The following is a 22,113-nucleotide window of genomic DNA, read 5'->3' as shown; positions in this document are numbered from 1 at the left end:
ATAACCGGCGGCCCGTTGCACGCCTCGGCCGGTAAGCCCCTGAGCGCAGCGCGTTTTCTTTGCCTATGCCCCTTCGCCGACTCGCGCACCTTACTCTGCTGGCCCTCGGGCTCCTCACGGCCCTGGCCGGGTTCTTCGTCGCTCAGCTGCGCTTCAACTACAACTTCAACGACTTCTACCCCGCCGGCGACCCGGACCTGGACTACTACCAGGCGTACTCCGGGCGCTTCGGCAACGACAACGACTACGTGCTGCTGGGCCTCGAAGCCCCGGCCGGCCAGACCGTGTTCGAGCCCCGGTTCCTGACCAAGGTCGATTCGCTGACCCGCTTTATTCAAAGCCGCCGGCACGTCACGCAGGTGTCGTCGCCCACTACGGCCAGCAACCCGGTGGTGGAAGGGCTGGGCGTGTTCAACGTGCCCTATTTGCACCCACAGGAGCCGGCGCGCCGGGCCCAGGACTCGGCGCTGGTGTACCGCACGCCGGGCCTTGTGGGCAACCTGATTTCCCGGGATGCGCGGGCCGCCACCATTCTCTTCCAGACGTCGCCCAACCTCAGCAAGCCCCCCGGCGACTCGCTGCTGGGGGCCGTGCGCACGGAGCTGGCGCGCCAGGGCATCCCGGAGAGCCAATATCACCTGGCCGGCAAGCTGGTGGCCCAGTCGGTATTTGTGGACCGGCTGCAAATGGAGCTGCTGGTGTTTATGAGCCTCTCGGTGGTGCTCGTGACGGGGCTGCTGTGGCTCACGTTCCGCACGTGGTGGGGCGTGGTGCTGCCGCTGGTGGTGGTGCTGGGCTCCATTGTGTGGGGTCTGGGCGTTATGTCGGCTTTCGGGGTGAGCATTGATCTGATGACGGCTTTGCTGCCCGTGATGCTGTTTGTGGTGGGCATGTCCGATACCATTCACATCATCACGCGCTACGTTACGGAGCTGGGCTACGGGGCCAGCAAAAAGGACTCCCTGCTGATTGCCCTCAAGGAATCGGGGTTCGGCTCGGGCCTCTCGGCGCTGACGACCAGCATCGGGTTTTTCACTTTGATGACCAGCACCATCCGGCCGATTTACAACTTCGGGCTGTTTACGGGCATTGCGGTGCTGCTCACCTTCGTGCTCAGCTTCACCTTGCTGCCGGCCATGCTCCTGCTGCTGCGCAAGCCCCAGCTGCGCATCCCGCGCGAAACCGGCCACAGCTGGGACGGGGTACTGGGCCGCCTGTTCCGGACGGTGCTGGCCCGGCGCCACTGGGTGGTGGCCATCAGCGCGCTGGTACTAGGGCTGTCGGTGGCTTCGGCCTCGCGCATCCGCATCAATTCGGCCCTGCTCGACGACCTCTCGCAGAATGACCCGGTGAAGCTGGATTTCGTGTTTTTCGAGCGACAGTTTGCCGGCGTGCGGCCCTTCGAGCTGGATTTGAAGCCCGCACCCGGCCGCAGTATCTACGACCTGGCGGTGCTACGCCAGACCGAGTTAATCGAAAACTACCTGCTGAAAACCTACGGCCTGAACTTCGTGGCCTCGCCCGTCACGATCATCAAATCGGTGCGTAAGGCCCTCAACGGCGGCCTGCTGGAAGAGTGCCGCTTGCCCGACTCCGAAGCCGAGCTGGCGCGCCTGACTCGCAAGGTGAAGCTGTTTCGCAAGAAGCCGGAGTTTCGGGCCCTGGCCTTGCCCGACGGCACCGAAGGGCGCCTGACCGGCCGCATGCCCGATGTGGGCTCCATCCGGGCCGATGCGCTGAATGCCGATTTGCGCCGGTTTCTGCGCACGTCCGTGGACAGCACCGTGCTGCAAACCCGCCTCACGGGCTCGGCCAACCTCATCGACAAAAACAACGAAACCCTCACCCGCAACATGATTACGGGCATGAGCATCGACGTGGTGATGGTGACGCTCATTGTGCTGCTGCTCTTCCGCTCGGTGCGCATGACGCTGGTGGTGCTCATCCCCAACCTGGTGCCCATCCTGATTGTGGCCGGCGTGATGGGCGCGGCTGGCGTGAGCATGAAGGTGAGCACCAGCATCATCTTCACCATTGCCTTCGGCATTGCCGTCGATGACACCATTCACTTTATCTCCAAGCTAAAACTGGTGCTGCTCCAGGAGCCCAGCTTATTTAAGGCCGTGCGCAAAACCTACCTGATGGCTGGCAAAGCCGTTATTGTTACGTCCCTGATCTTAGTGGGCGGGTTTTCCACATTGATATTTTCTTCGTTTGATGGCACGTTTTACGTGGGGCTGCTCATCGGACTCACGCTGCTGTTTGGGGTAGTAGCCGAGCTGACCTTGCTGCCGATTCTGATTCTGGCGTTCTACCGGCACCGGCCAAAGGAAATCCGCCAGCCGGTGCCGGCGTTGGGCGGGTAGACTTTAGCCCGCAGAAGCCGCGGAGGTTTTGCGCAGAGGCCGCAGAAGAACGACCTCCGCGTCCTCTGCGTACACCTCGGCGCCCTCTGCGGGCTAAATTCTTATGCTCCATCTTTGCCGCCCTATGACGAAACGCCTCCTGCCCTTCCTGCTCGCCTTTTCCTGCACAACTGCCTTCGCCCAGGACGACCCGTTGCCCCGCCTGATTCAGGAGCGCCAACAAATGGTACAGCAGTACGAGGCTGCCGCCGCCCAGCGCAACGCTTTCCTGGCCAACAAGCCCAGCAAGAAAGACCTGCAGGAAGTGGTGGACGCTCTGAAAGGCATCATCCGCAAGGACACCGAGATTGTGCGGGCCGTGCAGGCCGCTATGCTGCGTAAAACGGCCGCCGTAGTAGTCGAAAACCAGCAGGTAAAGCAGTTGGCCAACGTGGCCCAGACCGACCAGACCAGCACCCGGGAGCGATTCCACGACCTGGAAAACCAGATTGCCAACCTGCAGGAGCGGGACCGGCAGCGCGGCAAGAAGCTTCAGGAGCTGCAGTCCACTGCCGACGAAGCCACTCAGGCCCGCACCAGCCGCGAGCTGCTGGCCGCCGCCCTGGCTGCGCTATCAGCCGGGCTGTTGTTTTACGTGCTGAAGCTGCGCGGCCGCCTGAGTGCTGCCCCGGCCCGGCGGCGGAAGTAGAACGATGTTACTGATGTTGGTTAAGTAAACCGTCATGCTGAGCTTGTCGAAGCATCTCTACCGCTTCGTCTGCATCATCCAACGAAGCGGTAGAGATGCTTCGACTCCGCTCAGCATGACGTTCTTTAGACTATAGCAACGCCGCCTCTTTCCTCTTATGCTCGTCCCCGCCGCCCAGTTTCTAAGCTATGCCGAGGCGGTAGCGCTGTATCAGCTGCTGAAAAAAGCGGAAGTGGACGCGCTGGTGAAAACCTGCGGGCCGCCTTCGTTTCCGTTTGGCGACGGAATGTACTACCAGCTGCTGATTGAGGAGGCCGACGTGCCGCTGGCGCGGGACACGGTGGAAGTGTTTGAGCAGCAGCGCACCACGCCGAAAGCCCTCCGCTGCCCCCGCTGCGGAGCTGAGGGGTCGGCGCCGCTACCCCGCCCGAAATGGTGGCAGCGGCTGTACTACGCGGGCACCGTGCTGCATAAATGCCCGAGTTGCGGCGCGGTATTTCCGGTCTGAACGCCTACTTTGCCCCGGCACACCTAACCACGACATCGTTTTGACCTGGACCGAAGAACAGGCTCGTGCCCTTATTACCGACTCCGGCACCCTCAAGCGCGGCCAGGAGCTGGCCGCTCCGGCCAAGTGGAGCAACCTGGGCCAGACGGAAACCGCCGCCTGGGGCGAGTGCAAGGGCAGTGGCAGCAAGCCCTACCAAACCGGCATCGACCTCACCGCCCCGGCATTCAAATGCAGCTGCCCCAGCCGCGTGTTTCCCTGCAAGCACGGCGCGGGGCTGCTATTGCTGCTGGCCCGTCAGCCCCAGCTGCTGAGCGGCAGTACGCCCCCGAGTGGCTGCAGGAGTGGCTGGACAAGCGCCTGCAAACCCAGGAAAAGCAAGTAGCTAAAGCAGAACCAGCCGCCGCGCCAGCTACCGATTCGGGGGCTGCTGAAGCAGCCGAGGCAGCCCGCCAGAAGCGGGAAGCCCAGCGCCAGACGCGTATGCAGCGCGGGGCCCAGGAGCTGGAAACCTGGCTGGTGGACATCATGCGGGCCGGCCTCGCCGCCACCGACCAGCAAACGCGCACTTTCTGGGAAAACCAAGCCGCCCGCCTCGTGGATAATCAATTGCCCGGACTGGCCACAGTAGTGCGCGAGCTACCCACCCTGCGCCACCAGGGTGCCGACTGGCCCGCCCGGATGCTGGCCCGCCTGGGCGAGCTGTACCTGCTGGTGCGGACTTTTCTGCGCCTCCCAGAGCTATCTGAGGAAGCGCGCCAGGAAGTGCTGCAACAGGTAGGCGTGAACCTGAAAAAGGAAGACGTGCAGGCCACCCAGTCCGCCGTAGCCGACGAGTGGCGCGTACTGGCTCAGACAACGACCGAGGAAGAACGCCTGACGGTGCGCCGCTCCTGGCTGCGGGGCGCGCAAACCGGACGGTTTGCGCTGGTGGTGGAGTTTTCCTTCGGCGGCCAGCCGTTTACCACCCCCTGCTGCCCGATGGCTCCTATGCGGGGGAGCTGACGTTTTATCCCGGTTTGCTGCCGCTGCGGGCCATTCCCGGCCAGCTCACCTTTCTGGGAATTCAGCCCGGCAACCCTCTCCCCACCGGTGGCATTGGACCCGGCCAGTTGCTGGACGAATACGCCGACGCGCTGAGTCGCCTGCCCTGGCTGCGCGAGTGGCCGGCTTTGCTCAAGGGCGGTGTCCCCACTCCCGCGACTGATGGCTGGGTGCTGCGGTTTCCGTTGAATTCAACCAGCACAGAAACCCAAGCGGATTCGACTTCCTCGGAAGAGAATTTAACCGACTTTCCTCTGCTCTGCGACGACTTATCAGGTTGGGAGCTGCGCGCCATCAGCGGGGGGAGCCGCTAACGGTATTCGGGGAATGGACCGGGCAGGGCCTGCGCCCCCTGGTGGGCTGGAATACCGTGGTTGAACCTGCAAACAGTTTGGTCGATGCCTGAACCCGCTACCAACCCGGAAACCACCCTGCGGCCCGGCGCCGACTGGCAGCGGCTGCAGCGCATCGGCCTGCTCGGCACCCGCCAAAGCCCCGACGAGCTACCTGCCGTGCCCGGCTTCACCCTACCCGAAGACACGCCCGACCTCCGCGAAAAGCAAGCCCTGCTCACGGCCGGCGTGCTGAGTGCCATCCGCAAGGCCGGATACCAACCTGCCGCTACCGGGAAACCACCGGAAGCAGTAGCCGCTCCCGAAATCCAGGATGCCCTTGGCTCCAATGGGACGCAGCTGCTCCAGCAGCTCCTGGAAGGCCAATACCCCGAGCTGCTGCCGGAGTTTCTGGCGGCGCTGGCCGAAAGCCAGCGGCGGGTGCCGCACCAGCTGCTGGTGCAGCTGCTCGAATACGCCCGCACCCGTTCTGCTCTGCACCGCGTCGCGGCCGCCGTCCTGGGACAGCGGGGTGCTTGGTTGGCAACTCAAAATCTAGCTTGGCAGGCGTTGCTGGCGGCTTCGGAGCAGGCCACGGAGGAAACGGGCTGGGAAACCGGTACCATCGGGCAGCGGGCCTTGTACCTGGAAGCCTTGCGCCGCCGCGACCCGGCTCACGCCCGCGAGCTGCTGGCGGCCGTACTGCCCCAGGAGCCCGCCAAGCACCAGGCCCAGCTGCTGGCAACGCTGCAGGAAGGGCTTTCCGCCGAAGACGCTCCCCTGCTGACCCAGTACCTCACTGCCAAAAGCAAGGAGGTGCGCCAAACGGTGCTGCCGCTATTGGTGCGCCTACCCGGCAGCGCGCTAACGGAAAGGCTCTGGCAGCGGGCCGAACCGTTGGTGCGCCTGAAAAGTAACCTCCTGGGCAAAAAGCTGCTGGTAGAACTGCCCGCCACCGACTGGGATAAAACCTGGCTCACGGATGGCATCGAGCAGAAGGATAACCGCTTTCAGGGCGAAAAAGCAGCTCTGCTGGGGCAGCTTCTGGCCCTTATTCCGCCTCGCCGCTGGACTGAGCACTGGAACCTCTCCCCCACCAAAATCCTCGACCTCGCCGTCGGCACTGAATGGGACGCACTACTGCTCACGGCCTGGGCTGAGGCGACTGTGCTACACCGGGATGCCGAATGGGCTGAGGCTTTGCTGGAATGGTATTACGAGCAGCCGCGCAAGCAACTCCCCGTGCTGCCTACCGCTGGTCTGGCGCAACTTCTGCCGGCGGCCCGCCTCACCGATCTGGTGCTGCCGCTCATCAACGCCACCCCGCACTTCCATTCCGAGGTACGCTGGCTGCCGCTGCTACTGCTGATACCCGCGCCCTGGCCCGAGCGCCTCACGCGCCGTGTGGTGGAGGTGTTGCGCACAGCCCTCAGCAAGCCCGCCGAGCTGTACCGCATCCAGTACGCGGCCTCGCAACTGCTGGAACACATGGCCAGGGTGGTGCCCGCCGACCAATACAGCCTCTGCGCCGAGCCCCTGCAGCCTCTCCTGCAGGATGTGCCTTACCTCCACAACAGCCTCGCCCGCCTGCTCAACACCCTACACTTCCGCCAGCAGCTCGCCGAAGCCCTACACGAACCACCGTCACCCGGTTAGCAAGCTATACAGATGAGGATGGGTTGGAGGTGCTTCATTAATCGACAAAAAACCATCTAGCTGTTCGAAAATAGAACGTCATGCTGAGCTTGTCGAAGCATCTCTACCTCTGGCTAATCAATAACATAGTAACGAAGCGGTAGAGATGCTTCGACAAGCTCAGCATGACGGTCAACGATTTGATTCACCAGCACCTCCCTTTTTTCCTCATTTGAGAAAACACACTTTTAGCATCTAACTCTACTTTCCTCTATGTCCACTACTGCTCCTTCCAACGTCCTGCGCCCGCACGCCGAGGATGTGTACGCCGAAGAACTGGCCGCCCTGCGCGCCGCCGACCACGACCGGCCCAAGCCGCCGAACTGGCACCTTTCGCCCTGGGCCACCGTCACCTACCTGCTGGGCGGCAAGCTGGATAATGGCTTCGAGGTGGAGCCCAAGTACATCGGGCAGCGGCGGCTGATGGAAATTGCCGTGGCTACCCTGGCCACCGACCGCGCCCTGCTGCTCTTGGGCGTGCCGGGCACGGCCAAAAGCTGGGTGTCGGAGCACTTAACGGCGGCCATCAGCGGCCGGTCAGACTTGCTGGTGCAGGGCACGGCGGGCACTTCGGAAGATGCCATTCGCTACTCCTGGAACTACGCCCGTCTCATTGCCGAAGGGCCTTCCCTGAGCGCGCTGGTGCCCTCCCCCTGTTCAAAGGCATGCAGGAAGGCCGCCTCGTGCGCCTCGAAGAACTTACCCGCATTCCCTCCGATGTGCAGGATACGCTCATCACCATGCTCTCGGAAAAGGTGCTGCCCATCCCCGAGCTTTCCACCGAAGTGCAGGCCGTGAGCGGTTTCAACGTCATAGCCACGGCCAACGACCGGGACAAGGGCGTGAACGAGCTGAGCAGCGCCCTGCGCCGCCGCTTCAACACGGTGGTATTGCCGCTGCCTACCTCTCAGGAAGAGGAAGTGCGCATTGTGCAGACGCGGGTGGAAAAGCAGGGCAAAGCCCTGCAGTTGCCCGTAGAAGCCCCGGCCCTGGAGCAAATCAGCCGCCTCGTAACCATCTTCCGGGAGCTGCGCTCGGGCGTGACGGAGAACGGCAAAACCAAGCTCAAAAGCCCCAGCGGCACGCTCAGCACCGGCGAGGCCATTTCGGTGATGAACAGCGGCCTGGCTTTGGCCGCCTACTTCGGCGACGGCAGCCTGCGCGCCCACGACCTTGCCGCCGGCCTCACCGGCGCCGTGCTCAAAGACCCCGTGCAGGACCGCATCGTCTGGCTTGAATATCTAGAAACCGTGGTGAAAGAGCGGGACGGCTGGAAGGACCTGTACCGGGCGTGTCGGGAGGTGGTGGAGTAAGATTTTTCAACATGAAATGCATCATCCTATTTGCACTGCTACTACACTTGGCATCCTGCAGCGAAAAGCGTGGACAGAAACAGATATATATATCACCACAGCAGTTAAAACTCGATTCATTGTCACTTGTCGAGCTGAAAAGAAATTCGCATCTGATCATCCACGACAGTTCTTATGTATTTGACTTGCTGCTCATTGGTGACACATTGATTGCCGTAAAAGGCCACGGAGGTCTATCAATATCCACTAACGCAGGAAAACAATGGCAAACTATACACGCAGACGACAGCAGGTCTGACTACGTGGAGTTTGACAACATCACGGTTGATGCAAACAAGGTTTTATGGGGACTAAAATGCTTTGAAAGAATACACGTTGGCCCTATTGGGGCAAAACTTATGTATTCATATGACCTAGGTGTCAGCTGGGTGGAATTGGCCCTCACGGACACCCATTTCATCCCGATGTCTATATTCTCAGAACCCGGAAAACCACTGGAGCTAATTACTCATGAAGGAAACGTATTTGAACTTCAGAGTTTAGCGCAACGGAAATGGAAGTTAATAGAGCACTTGCCTGATTTGGATTATAAATACCTGAACACCCATTTTAATGAGGAGCGGCTGCTGGAAGATTACAACGACAGCAAGTACAAATTTTTGGACAATGGAGATATATTAAAAAAGGATAAGGCGAAATGGAATAGGGTAACAAGCATTTATTTTGTCGACAGAATTTCTAGTGTATGTGAATGTAACCGTAGCCTGTATATCACGGCTCGCAAGGAAGCTATTAGTCCTTCGCCATTTTATCTACTAAGAATTGATGAGGGGCAGGTAAGACACATCATAATCACTCCATATCCCGACAGCGGCATTCGCTGTGACCGTAAGGGAAAACTTTGGTTATTTAACAGTTATGGGGTATGGGAGGTGATTTGGGACACTGCCTTGAAAAAGCGACTTTGACTTGTGCGCAAAGTAGCGCCTTATGATTCACGTAAAAATTCATATGCCCACCGACCTCCGCCTTTTCGGTATTCAACAGCACAGGCCCGGCAGCGACGCCAACCTCGTTCAAACCATTCTATGACCTTCCAGCAACTCCTCTCCCACCTCGACACCCTCCTGCAGCAGCACCGCCCGGAGTATTACGAGGAGCTTAACCCACCGGCCACGGCGGCCGAACTAGCGGCGTTTGAGGCGGAAGTTGGCCTGACGCTGCCCCCGGAGCTGCGGGCGTGGTTCAGCTGGCACAACGGCCAGAGCGAGGAGTGCTTCGAAAGCTTGGTGGCCAACTACGAATGTCCCAGCCTGAGCAGCGTGGCCGAAAGCATGCGCATCAACCGGGAGCTGCTCGAAGCCGGCGACTATGCAGCCAACTGGTGGCAACCCAACTGGGTACCCTTCCTCACCAACGGCAGCGGCGACCATGTCTGCCTCGATCTGGAAGGCACGTTCACCGGCCAGCCGGGGCAGCTCATTGAGCACTGGCACGACTGGGAACCGCGCGACGTGGTGTTCCCAAACCTCACGGCCTGGCTGGCCGCTGTAGTGCAGGCCTACGAAGCAGCCCTGGCCGAAACGGGCGAGACCGAGCTGACCGATGAGCAAATTCTTGACCTGGAGCTAGAGTCGCCAGCAGGGTTTCCGCTTGCGTTTCGAGCCGGCTAAGGCTTCTGCATTCCTGTTTTCTGCCGCTCCCACGACCTTTTTTCACCCTATGTCTGCCCATTACCTCACCGATTCTATTCTGGAGATTCCCGATTTCCTTAGCCCGGCCGAATGCGGGACACTCATTGCCCGCAGTGAGGAGCTTGGGTTTACGGAAGCAGGCGTAGCGACACCCTCCGGCGCGCAAATGCTGAAGGGAATCCGCAACAACTATCGGCTGGAATACGCAGATGCCGTGCTGGCCGAAACCTTCTGGCAACGCGTGCGGGCAGCCTTACCCACCGAAGCCGATGGAGCCACGCCCGTCGGCCTCTACGAGCAATTCCGCTTCTACCGCTACGACGTGGGGGAGCGGTTCAACAAGCACAAGGATGGCAGCATCCGGGTGAGTGAGCAGGTAGCCAGCCGCTGGACGCTGCTCTTCTACCTGAACGACGACTTTTCTGGGGGAGCCACGGAATTCGAAGACCTTACCGTGGCCCCCAGCGGGGCACGGCCCTGTGTTTCCGGCATGAGTTGCGTCATAAAGGCTGTGCCATAACTCAGGGCCGAAAGTATGTGCTACGTACGGATATTTTGTACCGCACCAGTCAGGCAGGCTGATTTCCAAACACTTTATGACCTTCCAGCAACTCCTCTCCCGCCTAGATACCCTACTGCAACAGCACCGCCCAGAGTACTACGCTACCCTGGCACCGCCAGCTACCGCGACTGAATTAGATGCCCTGGAAGCAGCGTTTCAGTTGAAGCTGCCGACGGAACTGCGCCAGTGGTATGGCTGGCACAACGGGCATCTGGAGTCCAAGAGCATCTTTCAGAATCACGAGTTTATACAGGGCAACAGCTTAGCACCCTTGAGCAGCGTCGCTGAGTCGATGCGGGTGAACTGTGAGTTGCTGGCGGCCGGCGAATATTTCATGCCCAACTGGTGGCAAACCAACTGGGTACCCTTCCTCGAAAACGGCGGTGGTGACCATATCTGCCTTGATCTGGAAGGCACTTTTACCGGACAGCCGGGGCAGGTATTGGAGCAATGGCACGACATGGAGCAGCGCACGGTCCTCTTCCCCGACCTCACGGCTTGGCTCCGGGCGGTAGTGCAGGCTTACGAACAAGCCGGGGCGCAAGGGCAGTTAACGGACGAGCAGACGGAAGACCTGGAGCTTGAGTATCCCAGCGGCTTCCCCTTGGCATTTGAAGCAGGCTGATTTGAAGTAACAGCAGTAATTACGCCTCAATTTTCTCCCGTATCTTATGGTCTCTGATTCCCTTCACTTAATTGAAACCTGGCTGGCGACGCACGCCCCCCGCATCCTGCACGTGTCGCTAAACCCCGGTGCGTCCGAGGAAGCCTTGGCGGCGTTGGAAAAGGTGCTCGGCCGGCCGCTGCCGGACGATTACAAGGCCCTGTACCGCTGGCATAATGGCCTGGATGAGGAGGTCGAGAACTTCGGCAACTTCGTGTATGGCCTGAGCTTTTTGCCTCTGGAAGAAGTAGCGGCCAACTTCCATTCCCGCACGCAGCATACCGAGGCCGTTCCCTTGGAGCACACCACGGCCGAGGTGCGCGCCGACCATGTGCTGAACCCGTATTGGCTGAGTCTGGGCTTCGATGGCTCGCACGCGTGGCTGTACGTGGACCTGGACCCCACCCCGGCCGGCACCTACGGGCAGGTGATTTTCCTGGATGAAGTAGAGGAAACTGCCTTTCTGGTAGCCGATTCAGTAACCAGCCTGCTAACCGGTTTTGCGCAGGACCTGCAGCAAGGCCTGTATTCCCTTAACCCCGATGCGCTGGAGGAAGACGACAACGAGTTTTTGGCCCCGGACCCTACTATCGACCTGGTGAACTGGTACAATGCCAGCCGCTGGCAGTCAGTGCCCCGGCCCTAGCCCTGCTTTTTTAGGCCCCAGCTTGTAGGCTATTTTTCAGGAATCAGGAAATAACCTACAGACCCGGCCCGCTTTTTTGCTCATGCCCCTCGACTTCCGCCTCTGGGCTATTCACCTCACCTTTGCCACCCGTGCCTTTCGACCTGCAGCATTACCCCATTGACGAGCGGCTGATTCCCTGGGGCCTGAGCCTGGCGGAGGTGGAGCAGCGGCTGGCTCCCCGGCAGTGGTTGCCGGCGTACGGCGGCTGGCCCAACCTGCACGGAGCGTGCCGCTCGGTGCTGGGCCTGGCAGCCGTGGAGCTCAACCTGCGCGCCCCGGCCCGCCACAAGCCCGTCATGCAGGTGAGCTACGAGCTAGCCCCACCGCCCGGCTACCACGGCAAGCAACCGGTTGACGCAGCCTATTGGGTGCAGCCTCTGACCCAGCTTTTGGGCCCACCAACGAAGAATACGCCGCTTCCCGGCCAGAACCCTGTTTCCAGCAATGTAGTGCACTCGGTAATATGGCAGTGGCCCACGCTGCGCGTGTCATTGTCGGTATTCGGGGGCATCAGACGGACAGAATCGGGGCTGGCTGCTGCCGGGCTGTTTCTGGATTGGCAGGACGAGCTAACCGCTGCCCGGCCATTTTACGAGGCTGCCCAGGCCCAGGCGGCCGACCTCAACGCCCGCGCTGAGGGCATAGAGCAGCTGCAGTTGTTCGAGCTGCAACAGCCCCAGAGCGGTTTCTACATGCCCGACTACGGCTCGGCTGAGCCCCACGCGGCCCGGCAGGCTACCCAGTGGCGACAGTCGCAGCGGGCTCTGTACCGGGAGGGGCTCTGCGAAACGCCCACGCTGGTGCAAAACCGTCTGCAAAGCCAGCAGGTGGCCCTCTGGGCCGTGCCTGGTCAGGAAGCCTGGGCGGTTTCCAACTGCCAAGATACCATTGTCCTCACGCCTCCCAATTTGCCGGCCGTAGAGCTGCTTACCCTACGCCCGGCGAAAGGTGCCGGGGCCATGCTCCTGTCCATCGGTAGCCTGCACCTGCAGGACGCCTACTCTTCCCCAACGCTGACGCACCTGGCTGCTGCCCTGGAGCAGCAGGTGGGCGTGGCGGTGAGCCGGGCAGAAGATTCCGACTGTTAACTTCCAAGCCTGCTTTCCTTCCCCGATGCCCACCGACCTCCGCCTTTTCGGCATCCGCCACCACGGGCCCGGCAGCGCCGCCAGCCTGCGCCAGGCCCTCGACGAATATCAGCCCGACATCGTGCTGCTGGAGTGCCCCGCCGATGCCGAGGCAGCACTGGCGGCGGCCACGCACCCCGAGATGGTGCCGCCCGTGGCCTTGCTCGTCTACAACCCCAAGCAACACCAGCAGGCTTCGTTTCTGCCCTTCGCGGAGTTTTCGCCGGAGTGGCAGGCCATCCAGTGGTGCCACCGCCACGGCGCCCACCTGCGCTGCTTCGATTTGCCGGCGAGTATGCGCTTCGCCCAAGAGCAAGCAGCCGAAAGTCAGGAGGTGCTGCCGAGTACTGAACCTGCTGAAGCCGAACTGCCTGTTGACGCACCCACGCTCGAACCCGAGAGCGAAACAACGGTACTTCCGGAAGCAGACGCGCCCCCACTGCCCTCCCCCAAAACCGACCCCATTTCCTACCTGGCCGAGCTGGACGGCTACACGGACGGGGAGCGGTGGTGGGAGCTGCGCCTGGAGCACGCCCCTGGCCACGCCGACACCTTCGCGGTGGTACTGGACATGATGACGGCCCTGCGCGAGGAGTTGGCCCTGCCCGAAACCGAGGAAACCCTGCTCCGGGAGGCCTTCATGCGCGAAACCCTGCGCGCCACCCTGCAGCAGGGCTACCAGCGCGTGGCGGTGGTGTGCGGGGCCTGGCACGCGCCAGTGCTGCGGCCCGAGCTGCTCAAAAAAGAAGATAAAGCCCGCCTCAAGGGCCTGAAGAAAGTACCCACCGCCGCCACCTGGATTCCGTGGACCTTCGAGCGACTTTCCTACGCCTCGGGCTACGGGGCGGGCGTGTTGTCACCGGCCTGGTACGAGCTGCTCTTCACGGTACCCCGGGCCGAGGTCGTCACGCACTGGATGGTGCGCGCCGCCCGGCTGTTGCGCACCCGCGACCTCGACGCCTCGGCCGCCCACGCCATTGAGGGCGTGCGCCTGGCCGAAACCCTGGCCGTCGTACGCGGGCGGGAGTTGCCGGGCATTGAGGAGCTGCAGGAAGCCGCCGTGGCCATTCTGGGCGGGGGCTACGCCGAGACTTTGGACCTGGTACACCGTGAGCTGGTGATTGGGGAGCGGCTGGGCGCTGTGCCGCCCGAGCAGCCGGCCACGCCCCTGCAGCAGGACCTGCAGCTGCAGCAGAAAGTCACCCGCCTCAAGCCCGAAGCCACCGCCAAAACCCTCGACCTGGACTTGCGCAAGGAGCTGGACCTAAGCCGCAGCCACCTGCTGCACCGCCTGCGCCTGCTGGGCATTCCGTGGGGTGAGCCGCGCCGCGCCCAGGGTAAGGCCGGCACCTTCCACGAGCTGTGGGAACTGCAATGGCAGCCCGAATACGCCCTCAATGTGCTGGATGCGGGCCGCCTGGGCAATACCGTACTGGCCGCGGCCGCCGCCAAAGCCACCACCCGCGCCGCCGAAGCGCCCGATCTGGAAGCTGTGAGTCAGTTGCTGGAAGAAGCCCTGCAGGCAGACCTTGGCCCGGCCATCGGGGCGCTGGTAGCCCGGCTGGAAACCCTGTCGGCCGGCACCCGCGACGTGACGCACCTGCTGGCCGCTCTGCCTCCGCTGGTGAATGTGCTGCGCTACGGCAACGTGCGCCGCACTGAAACCGCCCAGGTAGCCACGGTGGTGCACCATCTGGTGCCGCGCCTGTGCATCGGGCTGCCCCAGGCCTGCACCGGCCTCGACTACGACGCGGCCCGCCAGCTGCTGCCCCGCATCGAAGGCACCCACCAGGCCATCCGGCTCCTGCAGGACGATGCCCAGGAAGCTGACTGGTACGAGGCCCTGGCCGTGGTGCTGCGTAATCCGGCTTCGTCGGGGCTGCTGGCCGGGGCGGCGGGGCGGCTCCTGTTCGATGCCCACCAACTGGCTCCGGAAGCGACGGCCACAGCCCTCGGCCTGGCCCTGGCCCCGGCTCAGCCCACCGACTACGCCACCGCCTGGATTGAGGGTTTCCTCAGCGGCAGCGGGCTGCTCTTGCTTCACCACCGGCCCCTGTTCGACCTGCTCAACGACTGGCTCGGGGAGCTGCCCGAAGACACTTTCCGCGAAATCGTGCCCCTGCTGCGCCGCGCCTTCACCGACTTCAGCCTGCCGGAGCGCCGCCAGCTGCTGGACCTTTCCCGCCAGGGCCACCAGCCGGTTGCCGTAGCCGGGGAAGAGGATTTCGATCTGGAGCGCGGCCTGCGGGTACTGCCGGGGCTGCGGGAACTGCTCGGGTTTTAAGCAGCCTATAATCTGAAGGCCACCGATGCTGAACTTCTTTAGAAACAACTCTGCTTTTCTGCCCCCTAAGCTTCTCCGGCAGCTGGAGGAACAACTCAAAAGTGTGTCCATCACGGGCCGAATGGCTTACTGCATAACCTGCCTTGAAAACATCTTTGCCAGTGAACAGCTGCACGAACCAGAGCTTGAAACGCTGCTGATGTGCTTGTGGGACTTCACCAGCAACCCTGATTTAAGTGAATGGGAAGAAAGAATCATGGATTTCCTGCCGGAAATCGTCTTGGATGGTTCCCCAAAGGAACTGGTGTGCCTGTCTGTTGAGGCTGCCAACCGACTGAAGATAATTTATCAGCAGCTTCCCCAAAGCCTGCTCCGGTGCATAGATGACATCATTGAAGTAGGACGAGGCAATTTGTATGCGGGAACTGTCGGGCGCAGTCAACAGACACTTACTCCAACAATGGCAGTGGTTCGGCACATGGTAGCCCAAGGCTATCCACTTCCCATAATTGACAACTTTCTCCGTTCCCCTTTCTCGGAGCAGGATCAGCATGGCTGGGGCAGACGTGTAGAGCGGAGCTTCTTTCAGTAAACTAAATCCCGCCCCGTACCTTCCCCACCATGACTTCAACTTATCCTTTCCTGGTTGCCGACTTAGCGGAGCGGGCCGAGCCCGGCCGCCAGGAGCGCATTTTGGTGAACCTCTCCAACATGGAGGACTACTACAACGTGTTCGAAAAGCATGGTTTCAGCGGCAGCGGCGCCAGCTGGGCCGAGCATATCGAAACCATTCTGGAGGAACATGCTCCCGCTCTGCTGGACCACGTAGAGCTGGCCGGTGAGGGTGAAATCTTCCTGGCCTTCACCGATGGCCCCGCCGCCACCGAGCAGTTCCTAGCCTTGATTCAACCCATCTTCGGCGACCTGGGCAACCTCAACAAGTACCTCAGCCAGGCCGACCCCGGCGACTTTTTCGAGTAAGCTACTACCTATGAAACCCGCTACCGACAACGCCACCCGCTGGAAGCTCGTGCTGGGCTCCGAGGCCGATGCGCAAAACCAGATTGCCTTTGATGCCGACTACAAAGGCATGGACGACGTGCTGACCTCGCTCTACGACCAATCGGAGCGCAAGGCCGGGCTGGGCGGCTCCGCGCCCCGCGTGAGCCGCTGGCTGGGCGACATCCGCACCTACTTTCCTTCGGAGGTAGTAGCCGTAATGCAGCGCGATGCTATGGACCGCCTGGGCCTGCACCAGCTGCTGATGGAGCCCGAAATTCTACGCACGGTACAGGCCGATGTGCACCTGGTGGGCACGCTGATGTCGTTGAGCCGGGTAATGCCGCAGAAGGTGAAGCACACGGCCCGCGAGGTGGTGGGCAAAGTAGTGAAGGAGCTGGAGCAGAAACTCTCGAACCCGTTGCGGCAGGCCGTGCAGGGCGCCCTGAGCCGGGCCGTGCGCAACCCCCGGCCCCGCTACCGCGAAATCGACTGGGCGGCCACCATCCGGGTGAACCTCAAGCACTACCAGCCCGAGCAGCGCACCATCATTCCCGAGCGGCTGGTAGGGTTCGGGCGGCGCGGACAGGCCCTCAAGGAAATTGTGCTGTGCGTGGACCAGAGCGGTTCCATGGCTTCGTCGGTGGTGTACGCGGGCGTGTTTGGGGCGGTGCTGGCGTCCATCAAAGCGGTGAAAACGCACATGGTGGTCTTTGATACCAGCGTGGTCAACCTCTCGGAGGATTTGCAGGATCCGGTGGATTTGCTGTTTGGCGTGCAGCTGGGCGGGGGCACCGACATCAACCTGGCCCTGGGCTACTGCCAGCAGCTTATCACCCGCCCCACCGATACCATTCTGGTGCTCATCAGCGACCTGTACGAGGGCGGCAACGAGCGGGAGATGATCAAGAAAGCCGCCGCCCTGCGCGCTGCGGGCGTGACGGTAGTGGCCCTGCTGGCGTTGGCCGACGACGGCGCGCCTTCCTTTGACCGACGCGTGGCCGAGCAGTTTGCCGCCCTCTATATACCCTCCTTCGCCTGTACGCCGGGTCAGTTTCCGGGGCTTATGGCAGCGGCTATCCAGGGGCAGAAGCTGCAGGTGTAGCTGCGCCGGGCGGGACTTTTCCCGGAGTTAGCGGTTAGAAGAAGTCGGAGCCGATTTCAATACGGTTTCGACCTATCTTCTCTTCTCAACCAACTATCCAATGAGCAACGCAACCACCACACCCGCTAAAACCTTCACGCTGGGCGACTTAACCGTTAACCGCATGGGCTACGGCGCCATGCGCATCACCGGCGACGGTATCTGGGGCCCGCCCCGGGACCACGCCGAATCCATCCGCGTGCTGCGGCGCGCCCTGGAGCTGGGCATCAACTTCATTGACACGGCCGACAGCTACGGCCCCCACGTCTCGGAGGAGCTGATTGCCGAGGCCCTGCACCCCTACGCGGCCGACCTCGTCATCGGTACCAAGGGCGGGCTGCTGCGCACCGGGCCCAACCAGTGGCCCATTGATGCCAGCCCCAAGCACCTGCGCGAAGCCCTCGAAGGCAGCTTGAAGCGCCTGAAGCTGGAACAGATTGACCTCTACCAGCTCCACCGCGTCGACCCGAACGTGCCGTTTGAGCAGACCCTGGAATTTCTGCAAAAGGCGCAGCAGGATGGTAAGATCAAGCACATCGGCCTCTCGGAGGTAACCGTGGAGCAGATCGAGCAGGCGCAGCAGTACGTGAAAGTGGTGTCGGTGCAGAACATGTACAGCGTGGACAACCGCAAGTGGGAAGCCGAACTGACGTACTGCGAGCAAAACGGCCTGGCCTTTATTCCGTGGTACCCGCTGGCCGGCGGCAACCAGGAGGCCCTGAGCAAGCTCACCGAAATCGGTCAGCGGCACCAGGCCAGCACCCAGCAGGTAGCCCTGGCCTGGCTGCTGCACCGCTCCCCCAACATCCTGCTGATTCCGGGCACCTCGAAGGTGAAGCACCTGGAAGAAAACGTGCAGGCCGCGTCCATTGAGCTTTCCGCCGAGGATATGGCCGCACTGGATAAGCTGGGCGGCAAGTAGACCTCATCCATAGTTCTGGTCGAATGTCACTCCTAGCATGTGGCACGTCAAGCCAGGGACCGGGAAGCTTGCTCGTGTGGTAAACCCAACGAAGCGGTAGAGATGCTTCGACTTCGCTCAGCATGACGGCTACTTTGGCAACATCAGCACGCAAGATTCCTCGGTCCTGGCTTGATACGCCACATGCTCGGAATGACGTTCAACGATTGTTATCACCAATCAACTGTGCAATCATATGCCCCAGCAACCCAACCTGCAACGGTTTCTTGACGCCCAGCAGCGCGACTTCTCCACGGCCCTCGCCGAAATCCGGTCGGGGCGCAAGCGCAGCCACTGGATGTGGTACATTTTCCCGCAGATTCAGGGGCTGGGCTACAGCGAAACGGCCCGCTTTTACGCCATCCAAAGCAGGCCGGAAGCCGAGGCTTATCTGCAGCATCCGGTACTCGGGTCGCGCCTGGTGGAAATCAGTGAAGCGCTGCTGACCCTGGAAAGCAACGATGCCACCCGCATCATGGGCAGCCCGGACGATGTGAAGCTCAAGTCATCGATGACGCTGTTTGCCGCGCTGGAAGGCTTCAACCCAGTTTTTCAACGGGTACTGGACAAGTTTTTCAGCGGCAGCCCGGACGCCAAAACGCTGCAGATTCTGCGGCAGAACCCATAGCGAAATGCAAAAACAACTGTCATTCCGAACGCAGTGAGGAATCTGAGTTAAACCATAGAAGGCTGCCCAGATTCCTCACTGCGTTCGGAATGACAGCTCTAGGGCTTCAGTACTGCCTCAACCCGCGCCAATTCCTCCTCGCTGAACTGCAGGTTTTCCAGGCAGCGCAGGGAGTCGGTGAGCTGCTCGGGCTTGCTGGCGCCGATAAGCACGGAAGTAATCCGGTCGTCGCGCAGAATCCAAGCCAGAGCCATCTGGGCCAGGCTCTGGCCACGCTCTTGGGCCAGGTCGTTGAGCTGACGGATTTGGGTGAGGCGCGCTTCGGTCAGCTGGTTTTCGGTGAGGAAGCCCACGCCCTTGGCCACGCGCGAATCCTCGGGGATGCCGTGCAGGTACTTGTTGGTGAGCAGGCCCTGGGCCAGCGGTGAAAACGGGATGCAGCCCACGCCTTCCTGGCCCAGCAAATCCAGCAGCCCGTCTTCCACCCACCGCTCAAACATCGAGTATTTGGGCTGGTGAATCAGGCAGGGCGTACCCAGCTCACGCAGAATCCGGATGGCCTCGGCGGCCTCGGCGGGTTGGTAGTTGCTGATGCCCACGTACAGGGCCTTGCCCTGGCGCACCACCTGGTCGAGGGCGCCCATGGTTTCTTCCAGGGGGGTGTCAGGGTCGGGGCGGTGAGAGTAGAAAATGTCCACGTAGTCCAGCTTCATCCGCTTGAGGCTCTGGTTGAGGCTCGAAACAAGGTACTTGCGGGAACCCCACTCGCCGTAGGGACCTTCCCACATGTGGTAGCCGGCCTTGGTGGAAATAATCAGCTCGTCGCGGTAGCCGCGGAAGTCTTCTTTCAGGATGCGGCCGAAGTTGGTTTCGGCGGAGCCAGGCGGCGGGCCGTAGTTGTTGGCTAGGTCGAAATGCGTAACGCCGCTGTCGAAGGCCCGGTGCAGGATGGAGCGGAAGTTCTGGAGCACGTCCACGTCGCCGAAGTTGTGCCAGAGGCCGAGGGATACGGCGGGCAGTTTCAGGCCGCTACGGCCAATGCGGCGGTAGGGCATAGCGGCGTAGCGGCCGGGGCTGGGTTGGTAGGGCATAGCAGGTAGAGTTGGTTGACTTGGGGCGGCAAGTACGCAGGAACCCGGAAATTGTCAGCGCAGCAGCCGCCGTTTTTGCGAAGGGACCAGTAGTATTACAACTAAACATCCGCTTGTCATTCCTCGGCAAGCTCGGAATGACAAGCGGATGTTACACTAATAATTCAACGTCAGCACGCGAGATTCCTCGGCAAGCTCGGAATGACGTTCTGTTTCAACAGCCCGCCTCCCCATGAGCAACCTCATTCCAACCTACCGGCTGCAGAGCTTTTCCCGCCCCGAAGAAGAGCCGGCGGAGGTATTTTTTCTAGACGAGCGGAGCCATACGTCGGGCCCACCCCTCGGCGTGCCGTACCGGGGCAACTACTACAAAATCGGGATTTGCCTGCGCGGCACGGCGGAGCTGAAGGCCAATCTGGAAACCTACCGCATCGAGCCCGGCAGCCTGATGATCATCACCCCGCACATTATCAAGCAGTGGACTTCCTTTTCGCCGGACCACGACAGTTTGTCGGTTTTTTTCACGCCCGAGTTCATCACCACCCACAACCACATTCCCATCGACAACTTCCAGTTTCTGGAAAATGCCACCCGCCACGTGCTGCCGCTGGGCCCGGCGGAAGCGGCCAGCATTACGGCCTCGTTGCGCCTGCTCCAGCAGAAATTCGAAGCACCTCACCCCTACCGCAACCAGGTTATCAAGAGCCTGATCAACAGCTTGCTCTACGAGGTAGTGGGCCTCTACGACCAGCAACACGCGGCGCGGCAAGCCAGCCAAACCCGCAGCCAGCTGCTCACCGCCGAGTTCAAGCACCTGGTAAACGCGCACAGCACCACCAAGCGCAACGTGCAGTTCTACGCCGACCAGCTGTGCATCACGCCCAAGCACCTTACCGACACCCTGAAGCAAACGACCGGTAAAACGGCCGGCGAGTGGATTGAGGAAGCCGTGATGCTGGAAGCCAAGGCCCTGCTGCAACACGGGCAGCTCAGCGTGGCCCAGGTAGCCGATCTGCTGCACTTCCCCGACCAATCAGCCTTCAGCCGGTTTTTCCGCAACAGCCTCGGCCTCTCTCCCACGGCCTACAAGCAGGCGGGGTAGGTTTTACAGGATACAGGAACGTCATGCTGAGCGCAGCCGAAGCATATCTACCGCTTCGTTGCAATGCTAATAATTAGTCAGCAGTAGAGATGCTTCGACTGCGGCTGCGCCTTCGCTCAGCATGACGTTTTTATAGCAACAACCCGTTTCTACTGACACTTGCCAGCTGCCCTTCCCGCCTTTTTGCCCAACCTTCCCGCCCTTTCGCTCTGGTAGGGGGCTTGAAGGCAGGCCACCTTTGCAGCACCTGCTTCCGGCCGGATCTGGAGTAGCTAATTCCGGCAACTACCGGCCGGCGCAGGCAGTGTTTCTCTTCCTTATTTCCCTTTTCGTATGATTCTGATAACGGGTGCTACCGGCCATATTGGGTCGGCGGTGATTGAGCGGCTGCTGCAACTAACTGCCCCGGGGCAGGTGGCCGGCCTGGTGCGCGACGAAGCCAAAGCCGCCGGCCTGAAGGCGCAAGGCGTGCACATCCGGGTGGGCGACTACAACGACCCAGCCTCCCTCGACCAGGCTATGCAGGGCGTTACCAAGGTACTGCTCGTCTCGGGCGGTGGCGACGATGATGGCCTGCAACAGCACTACAACGTAGTGGATGCCGCCCAGAAAGCCGGCGTTGGGTGCCTGGCCTACACCAGCCGGGCCCTGAAAAACCCTGATACGCTGGTCAACCAACTGATGGTGCGCCACTTCCAGACGGAGGACTATATCCAGGCCAGTGGAGTGCCCTACATTCTGTTCCGCAACATCCTGTATATGGACACGCTGCCGCAGTTTGTGGGGCCGCAAGTGTTTGAGACAGGCATCCGGCTGCCCGCCGGCCAGGGCCGCGTGTCGTTTGCCCTCCGCCGCGACATGGGCGAGGCCATTGCCAACGTGCTGGCCGACAGCCGCTGCGACAACCGCATCTTCACGTTCACCGGCGACGCAACCTACTCCTTTGCCGATGTGGCCGTGGCGCTGAGCGAGTTATCCGGCCGGCCGGTGGAATACCACGCCATCGGGCAGGAAGCCTTTGCTGTCCATCTGCAAGCCCAGGGCCTGCCCGACGGAGCCATCCAGCGCATCAATGGCTTTCTTACCGACATCAAGAACGGTCAGGAAGACACCATCAGCCCCGATTTGTCGGACTGGCTGGGACGCCCACCTACCCCACTAAAGGAAGGACTCAAAACCATATTCAAGCTGTAGAATCTATAGTTCTGAAGTACAAAAGCCCG

Annotated in this window: 21 protein-coding genes and 1 pseudogene; 21 read left to right on the top strand and 1 reads right to left on the bottom strand. The window is 61.4% G+C overall.

Annotated features, from left to right (window positions below; genetic code table 11):
- Positions 1–65 precede the first annotated feature (65 nt).
- The 19 genes and pseudogenes from LRS06_RS20275 (at position 66) to LRS06_RS20180 (ending at position 18,697) form a co-directional block, all read left to right on the top strand.
- Positions 66–2,366, top strand: a complete 2,301-nt coding sequence (locus tag LRS06_RS20275; RefSeq protein ID WP_257873186.1) for an RND family transporter — start codon at positions 66–68, stop codon at positions 2,364–2,366.
- Between the two features lie 124 nt (positions 2,367–2,490).
- A complete protein-coding gene (locus LRS06_RS20270; protein WP_257873185.1) occupies positions 2,491–3,054 on the top strand; it encodes a hypothetical protein in 564 nt (187 codons plus the stop codon).
- A gap of 157 nt (positions 3,055–3,211) precedes the next feature.
- Complete coding sequence (locus LRS06_RS20265; RefSeq protein ID WP_257873184.1) at positions 3,212–3,562, top strand: hypothetical protein; 351 nt, start codon at positions 3,212–3,214, stop codon at positions 3,560–3,562.
- A 231-nt stretch (positions 3,563–3,793) separates the two neighbouring features.
- Positions 3,794–4,567 carry a hypothetical protein gene (locus LRS06_RS20260; RefSeq protein WP_257873183.1) on the top strand — a complete coding sequence of 258 codons (774 nt, stop codon included), beginning with the start codon at positions 3,794–3,796 and terminating at the stop codon, positions 4,565–4,567.
- A gap of 14 nt (positions 4,568–4,581) precedes the next feature.
- Complete coding sequence (locus LRS06_RS20255; RefSeq protein ID WP_257873182.1) at positions 4,582–4,920, top strand: hypothetical protein; 339 nt, start codon at positions 4,582–4,584, stop codon at positions 4,918–4,920.
- An 84-nt stretch (positions 4,921–5,004) separates the two neighbouring features.
- Positions 5,005–6,594: a DUF5691 domain-containing protein gene (locus tag LRS06_RS20250; protein WP_257873181.1), complete on the top strand. Its 1,590-nt coding sequence runs from the start codon at positions 5,005–5,007 to the stop codon at positions 6,592–6,594.
- A gap of 252 nt (positions 6,595–6,846) precedes the next feature.
- Positions 6,847–7,946: pseudogene (locus LRS06_RS25625) on the top strand (AAA family ATPase).
- A gap of 11 nt (positions 7,947–7,957) precedes the next feature.
- Positions 7,958–8,914 (top strand): hypothetical protein, encoded by a 957-nt coding sequence (locus LRS06_RS20235; RefSeq protein ID WP_257873179.1) that lies wholly within the window; start codon positions 7,958–7,960, stop codon positions 8,912–8,914.
- A gap of 120 nt (positions 8,915–9,034) precedes the next feature.
- Positions 9,035–9,619 carry an SMI1/KNR4 family protein gene (locus LRS06_RS20230; RefSeq protein ID WP_257873178.1) on the top strand — a complete coding sequence of 195 codons (585 nt, stop codon included), beginning with the start codon at positions 9,035–9,037 and terminating at the stop codon, positions 9,617–9,619.
- Positions 9,620–9,668: 49 nt separating this feature from the next.
- Positions 9,669–10,160, top strand: coding sequence for an oxidoreductase, 2OG-Fe(II) oxygenase (locus LRS06_RS20225; RefSeq protein WP_257873177.1), 492 nt, complete (start codon positions 9,669–9,671; stop codon positions 10,158–10,160).
- A 76-nt stretch (positions 10,161–10,236) separates the two neighbouring features.
- Positions 10,237–10,827, top strand: coding sequence for an SMI1/KNR4 family protein (locus LRS06_RS20220; protein ID WP_257873176.1), 591 nt, complete (start codon positions 10,237–10,239; stop codon positions 10,825–10,827).
- A 46-nt stretch (positions 10,828–10,873) separates the two neighbouring features.
- Positions 10,874–11,512 carry an SMI1/KNR4 family protein gene (locus tag LRS06_RS20215; RefSeq protein WP_257873175.1) on the top strand — a complete coding sequence of 213 codons (639 nt, stop codon included), beginning with the start codon at positions 10,874–10,876 and terminating at the stop codon, positions 11,510–11,512.
- Positions 11,513–11,643: 131 nt separating this feature from the next.
- Entirely contained in the window at positions 11,644–12,642 is a 999-nt protein-coding gene (locus LRS06_RS20210; protein ID WP_257873174.1) for a hypothetical protein, read from the top strand.
- Positions 12,643–12,667: 25 nt separating this feature from the next.
- A complete protein-coding gene (locus tag LRS06_RS20205) occupies positions 12,668–14,965 on the top strand; it encodes a DUF5682 family protein (RefSeq protein ID WP_257873173.1) in 2,298 nt (765 codons plus the stop codon).
- Between the two features lie 25 nt (positions 14,966–14,990).
- Positions 14,991–15,557, top strand: coding sequence for a hypothetical protein (locus tag LRS06_RS20200; RefSeq protein WP_257873172.1), 567 nt, complete (start codon positions 14,991–14,993; stop codon positions 15,555–15,557).
- A 29-nt stretch (positions 15,558–15,586) separates the two neighbouring features.
- Positions 15,587–15,946: an immunity 51 family protein gene (locus LRS06_RS20195; protein WP_257873171.1), complete on the top strand. Its 360-nt coding sequence runs from the start codon at positions 15,587–15,589 to the stop codon at positions 15,944–15,946.
- A gap of 10 nt (positions 15,947–15,956) precedes the next feature.
- Positions 15,957–17,069: a VWA domain-containing protein gene (locus LRS06_RS20190; protein WP_257873170.1), complete on the top strand. Its 1,113-nt coding sequence runs from the start codon at positions 15,957–15,959 to the stop codon at positions 17,067–17,069.
- 100 nt (positions 17,070–17,169) lie between these two features.
- Positions 17,170–18,030, top strand: a complete 861-nt coding sequence (locus LRS06_RS20185; protein WP_257873169.1) for an aldo/keto reductase — start codon at positions 17,170–17,172, stop codon at positions 18,028–18,030.
- Between the two features lie 235 nt (positions 18,031–18,265).
- The gene (locus LRS06_RS20180; protein ID WP_257873168.1) at positions 18,266–18,697 is read left to right on the top strand and encodes a DUF1810 domain-containing protein; all 432 of its coding nucleotides are present in this window, start codon (positions 18,266–18,268) and stop codon (positions 18,695–18,697) included.
- Between the two features lie 98 nt (positions 18,698–18,795).
- Here LRS06_RS20180 and mgrA read toward each other — a convergent pair whose 3' ends face one another.
- A complete protein-coding gene (gene mgrA, locus LRS06_RS20175; RefSeq protein WP_257873167.1) occupies positions 18,796–19,788 on the bottom strand; it encodes an L-glyceraldehyde 3-phosphate reductase in 993 nt (330 codons plus the stop codon).
- 232 nt (positions 19,789–20,020) lie between these two features.
- On the opposite strand from mgrA, the gene LRS06_RS20170 reads away from it, so the two are divergent.
- Positions 20,021–20,890: an AraC family transcriptional regulator gene (locus tag LRS06_RS20170; protein ID WP_257873166.1), complete on the top strand. Its 870-nt coding sequence runs from the start codon at positions 20,021–20,023 to the stop codon at positions 20,888–20,890.
- 333 nt (positions 20,891–21,223) lie between these two features.
- A complete protein-coding gene (locus LRS06_RS20165) occupies positions 21,224–22,084 on the top strand; it encodes an SDR family oxidoreductase (RefSeq protein WP_257873165.1) in 861 nt (286 codons plus the stop codon).
- The last annotated feature ends 29 nt before the right edge of the window (positions 22,085–22,113 follow it).

Source organism: Hymenobacter sp. J193, from assembly GCF_024700075.1.
Taxonomy (GTDB): domain Bacteria; phylum Bacteroidota; class Bacteroidia; order Cytophagales; family Hymenobacteraceae; genus Hymenobacter.
The sequence above is the reverse complement of the archived record's forward strand: the minus strand, read 5'-3'. Positions and strand labels throughout refer to the sequence as shown.

What these genes read in the sequence shown, in the direction of transcription:
- LRS06_RS20275 (WP_257873186.1), top strand. Translation starts at nt 66, where the DNA reads ATGCCCCTTCGCCGACTCGCGCACCTTACTCTGCTGGCCCTCGGGCTC.
- LRS06_RS20270 (WP_257873185.1), top strand. Translation starts at nt 2,491, where the DNA reads ATGACGAAACGCCTCCTGCCCTTCCTGCTCGCCTTTTCCTGCACAACT.
- LRS06_RS20265 (WP_257873184.1), top strand. Translation starts at nt 3,212, where the DNA reads ATGCTCGTCCCCGCCGCCCAGTTTCTAAGCTATGCCGAGGCGGTAGCG.
- LRS06_RS20260 (WP_257873183.1), top strand. Translation starts at nt 3,794, where the DNA reads ATGCAGCTGCCCCAGCCGCGTGTTTCCCTGCAAGCACGGCGCGGGGCT.
- LRS06_RS20250 (WP_257873181.1), top strand. Translation starts at nt 5,005, where the DNA reads ATGCCTGAACCCGCTACCAACCCGGAAACCACCCTGCGGCCCGGCGCC.
- LRS06_RS20235 (WP_257873179.1), top strand. Translation starts at nt 7,958, where the DNA reads ATGAAATGCATCATCCTATTTGCACTGCTACTACACTTGGCATCCTGC.
- LRS06_RS20230 (WP_257873178.1), top strand. Translation starts at nt 9,035, where the DNA reads ATGACCTTCCAGCAACTCCTCTCCCACCTCGACACCCTCCTGCAGCAG.
- LRS06_RS20225 (WP_257873177.1), top strand. Translation starts at nt 9,669, where the DNA reads ATGTCTGCCCATTACCTCACCGATTCTATTCTGGAGATTCCCGATTTC.
- LRS06_RS20220 (WP_257873176.1), top strand. Translation starts at nt 10,237, where the DNA reads ATGACCTTCCAGCAACTCCTCTCCCGCCTAGATACCCTACTGCAACAG.
- LRS06_RS20215 (WP_257873175.1), top strand. Translation starts at nt 10,874, where the DNA reads ATGGTCTCTGATTCCCTTCACTTAATTGAAACCTGGCTGGCGACGCAC.
- LRS06_RS20205 (WP_257873173.1), top strand. Translation starts at nt 12,668, where the DNA reads ATGCCCACCGACCTCCGCCTTTTCGGCATCCGCCACCACGGGCCCGGC.
- LRS06_RS20200 (WP_257873172.1), top strand. Translation starts at nt 14,991, where the DNA reads ATGCTGAACTTCTTTAGAAACAACTCTGCTTTTCTGCCCCCTAAGCTT.
- LRS06_RS20195 (WP_257873171.1), top strand. Translation starts at nt 15,587, where the DNA reads ATGACTTCAACTTATCCTTTCCTGGTTGCCGACTTAGCGGAGCGGGCC.
- LRS06_RS20190 (WP_257873170.1), top strand. Translation starts at nt 15,957, where the DNA reads ATGAAACCCGCTACCGACAACGCCACCCGCTGGAAGCTCGTGCTGGGC.
- LRS06_RS20185 (WP_257873169.1), top strand. Translation starts at nt 17,170, where the DNA reads ATGAGCAACGCAACCACCACACCCGCTAAAACCTTCACGCTGGGCGAC.
- LRS06_RS20180 (WP_257873168.1), top strand. Translation starts at nt 18,266, where the DNA reads ATGCCCCAGCAACCCAACCTGCAACGGTTTCTTGACGCCCAGCAGCGC.
- mgrA (WP_257873167.1), bottom strand. Translation starts at nt 19,788, where the DNA reads ATGCCCTACCAACCCAGCCCCGGCCGCTACGCCGCTATGCCCTACCGC.
- LRS06_RS20170 (WP_257873166.1), top strand. Translation starts at nt 20,021, where the DNA reads ATGAGCAACCTCATTCCAACCTACCGGCTGCAGAGCTTTTCCCGCCCC.
- LRS06_RS20165 (WP_257873165.1), top strand. Translation starts at nt 21,224, where the DNA reads ATGATTCTGATAACGGGTGCTACCGGCCATATTGGGTCGGCGGTGATT.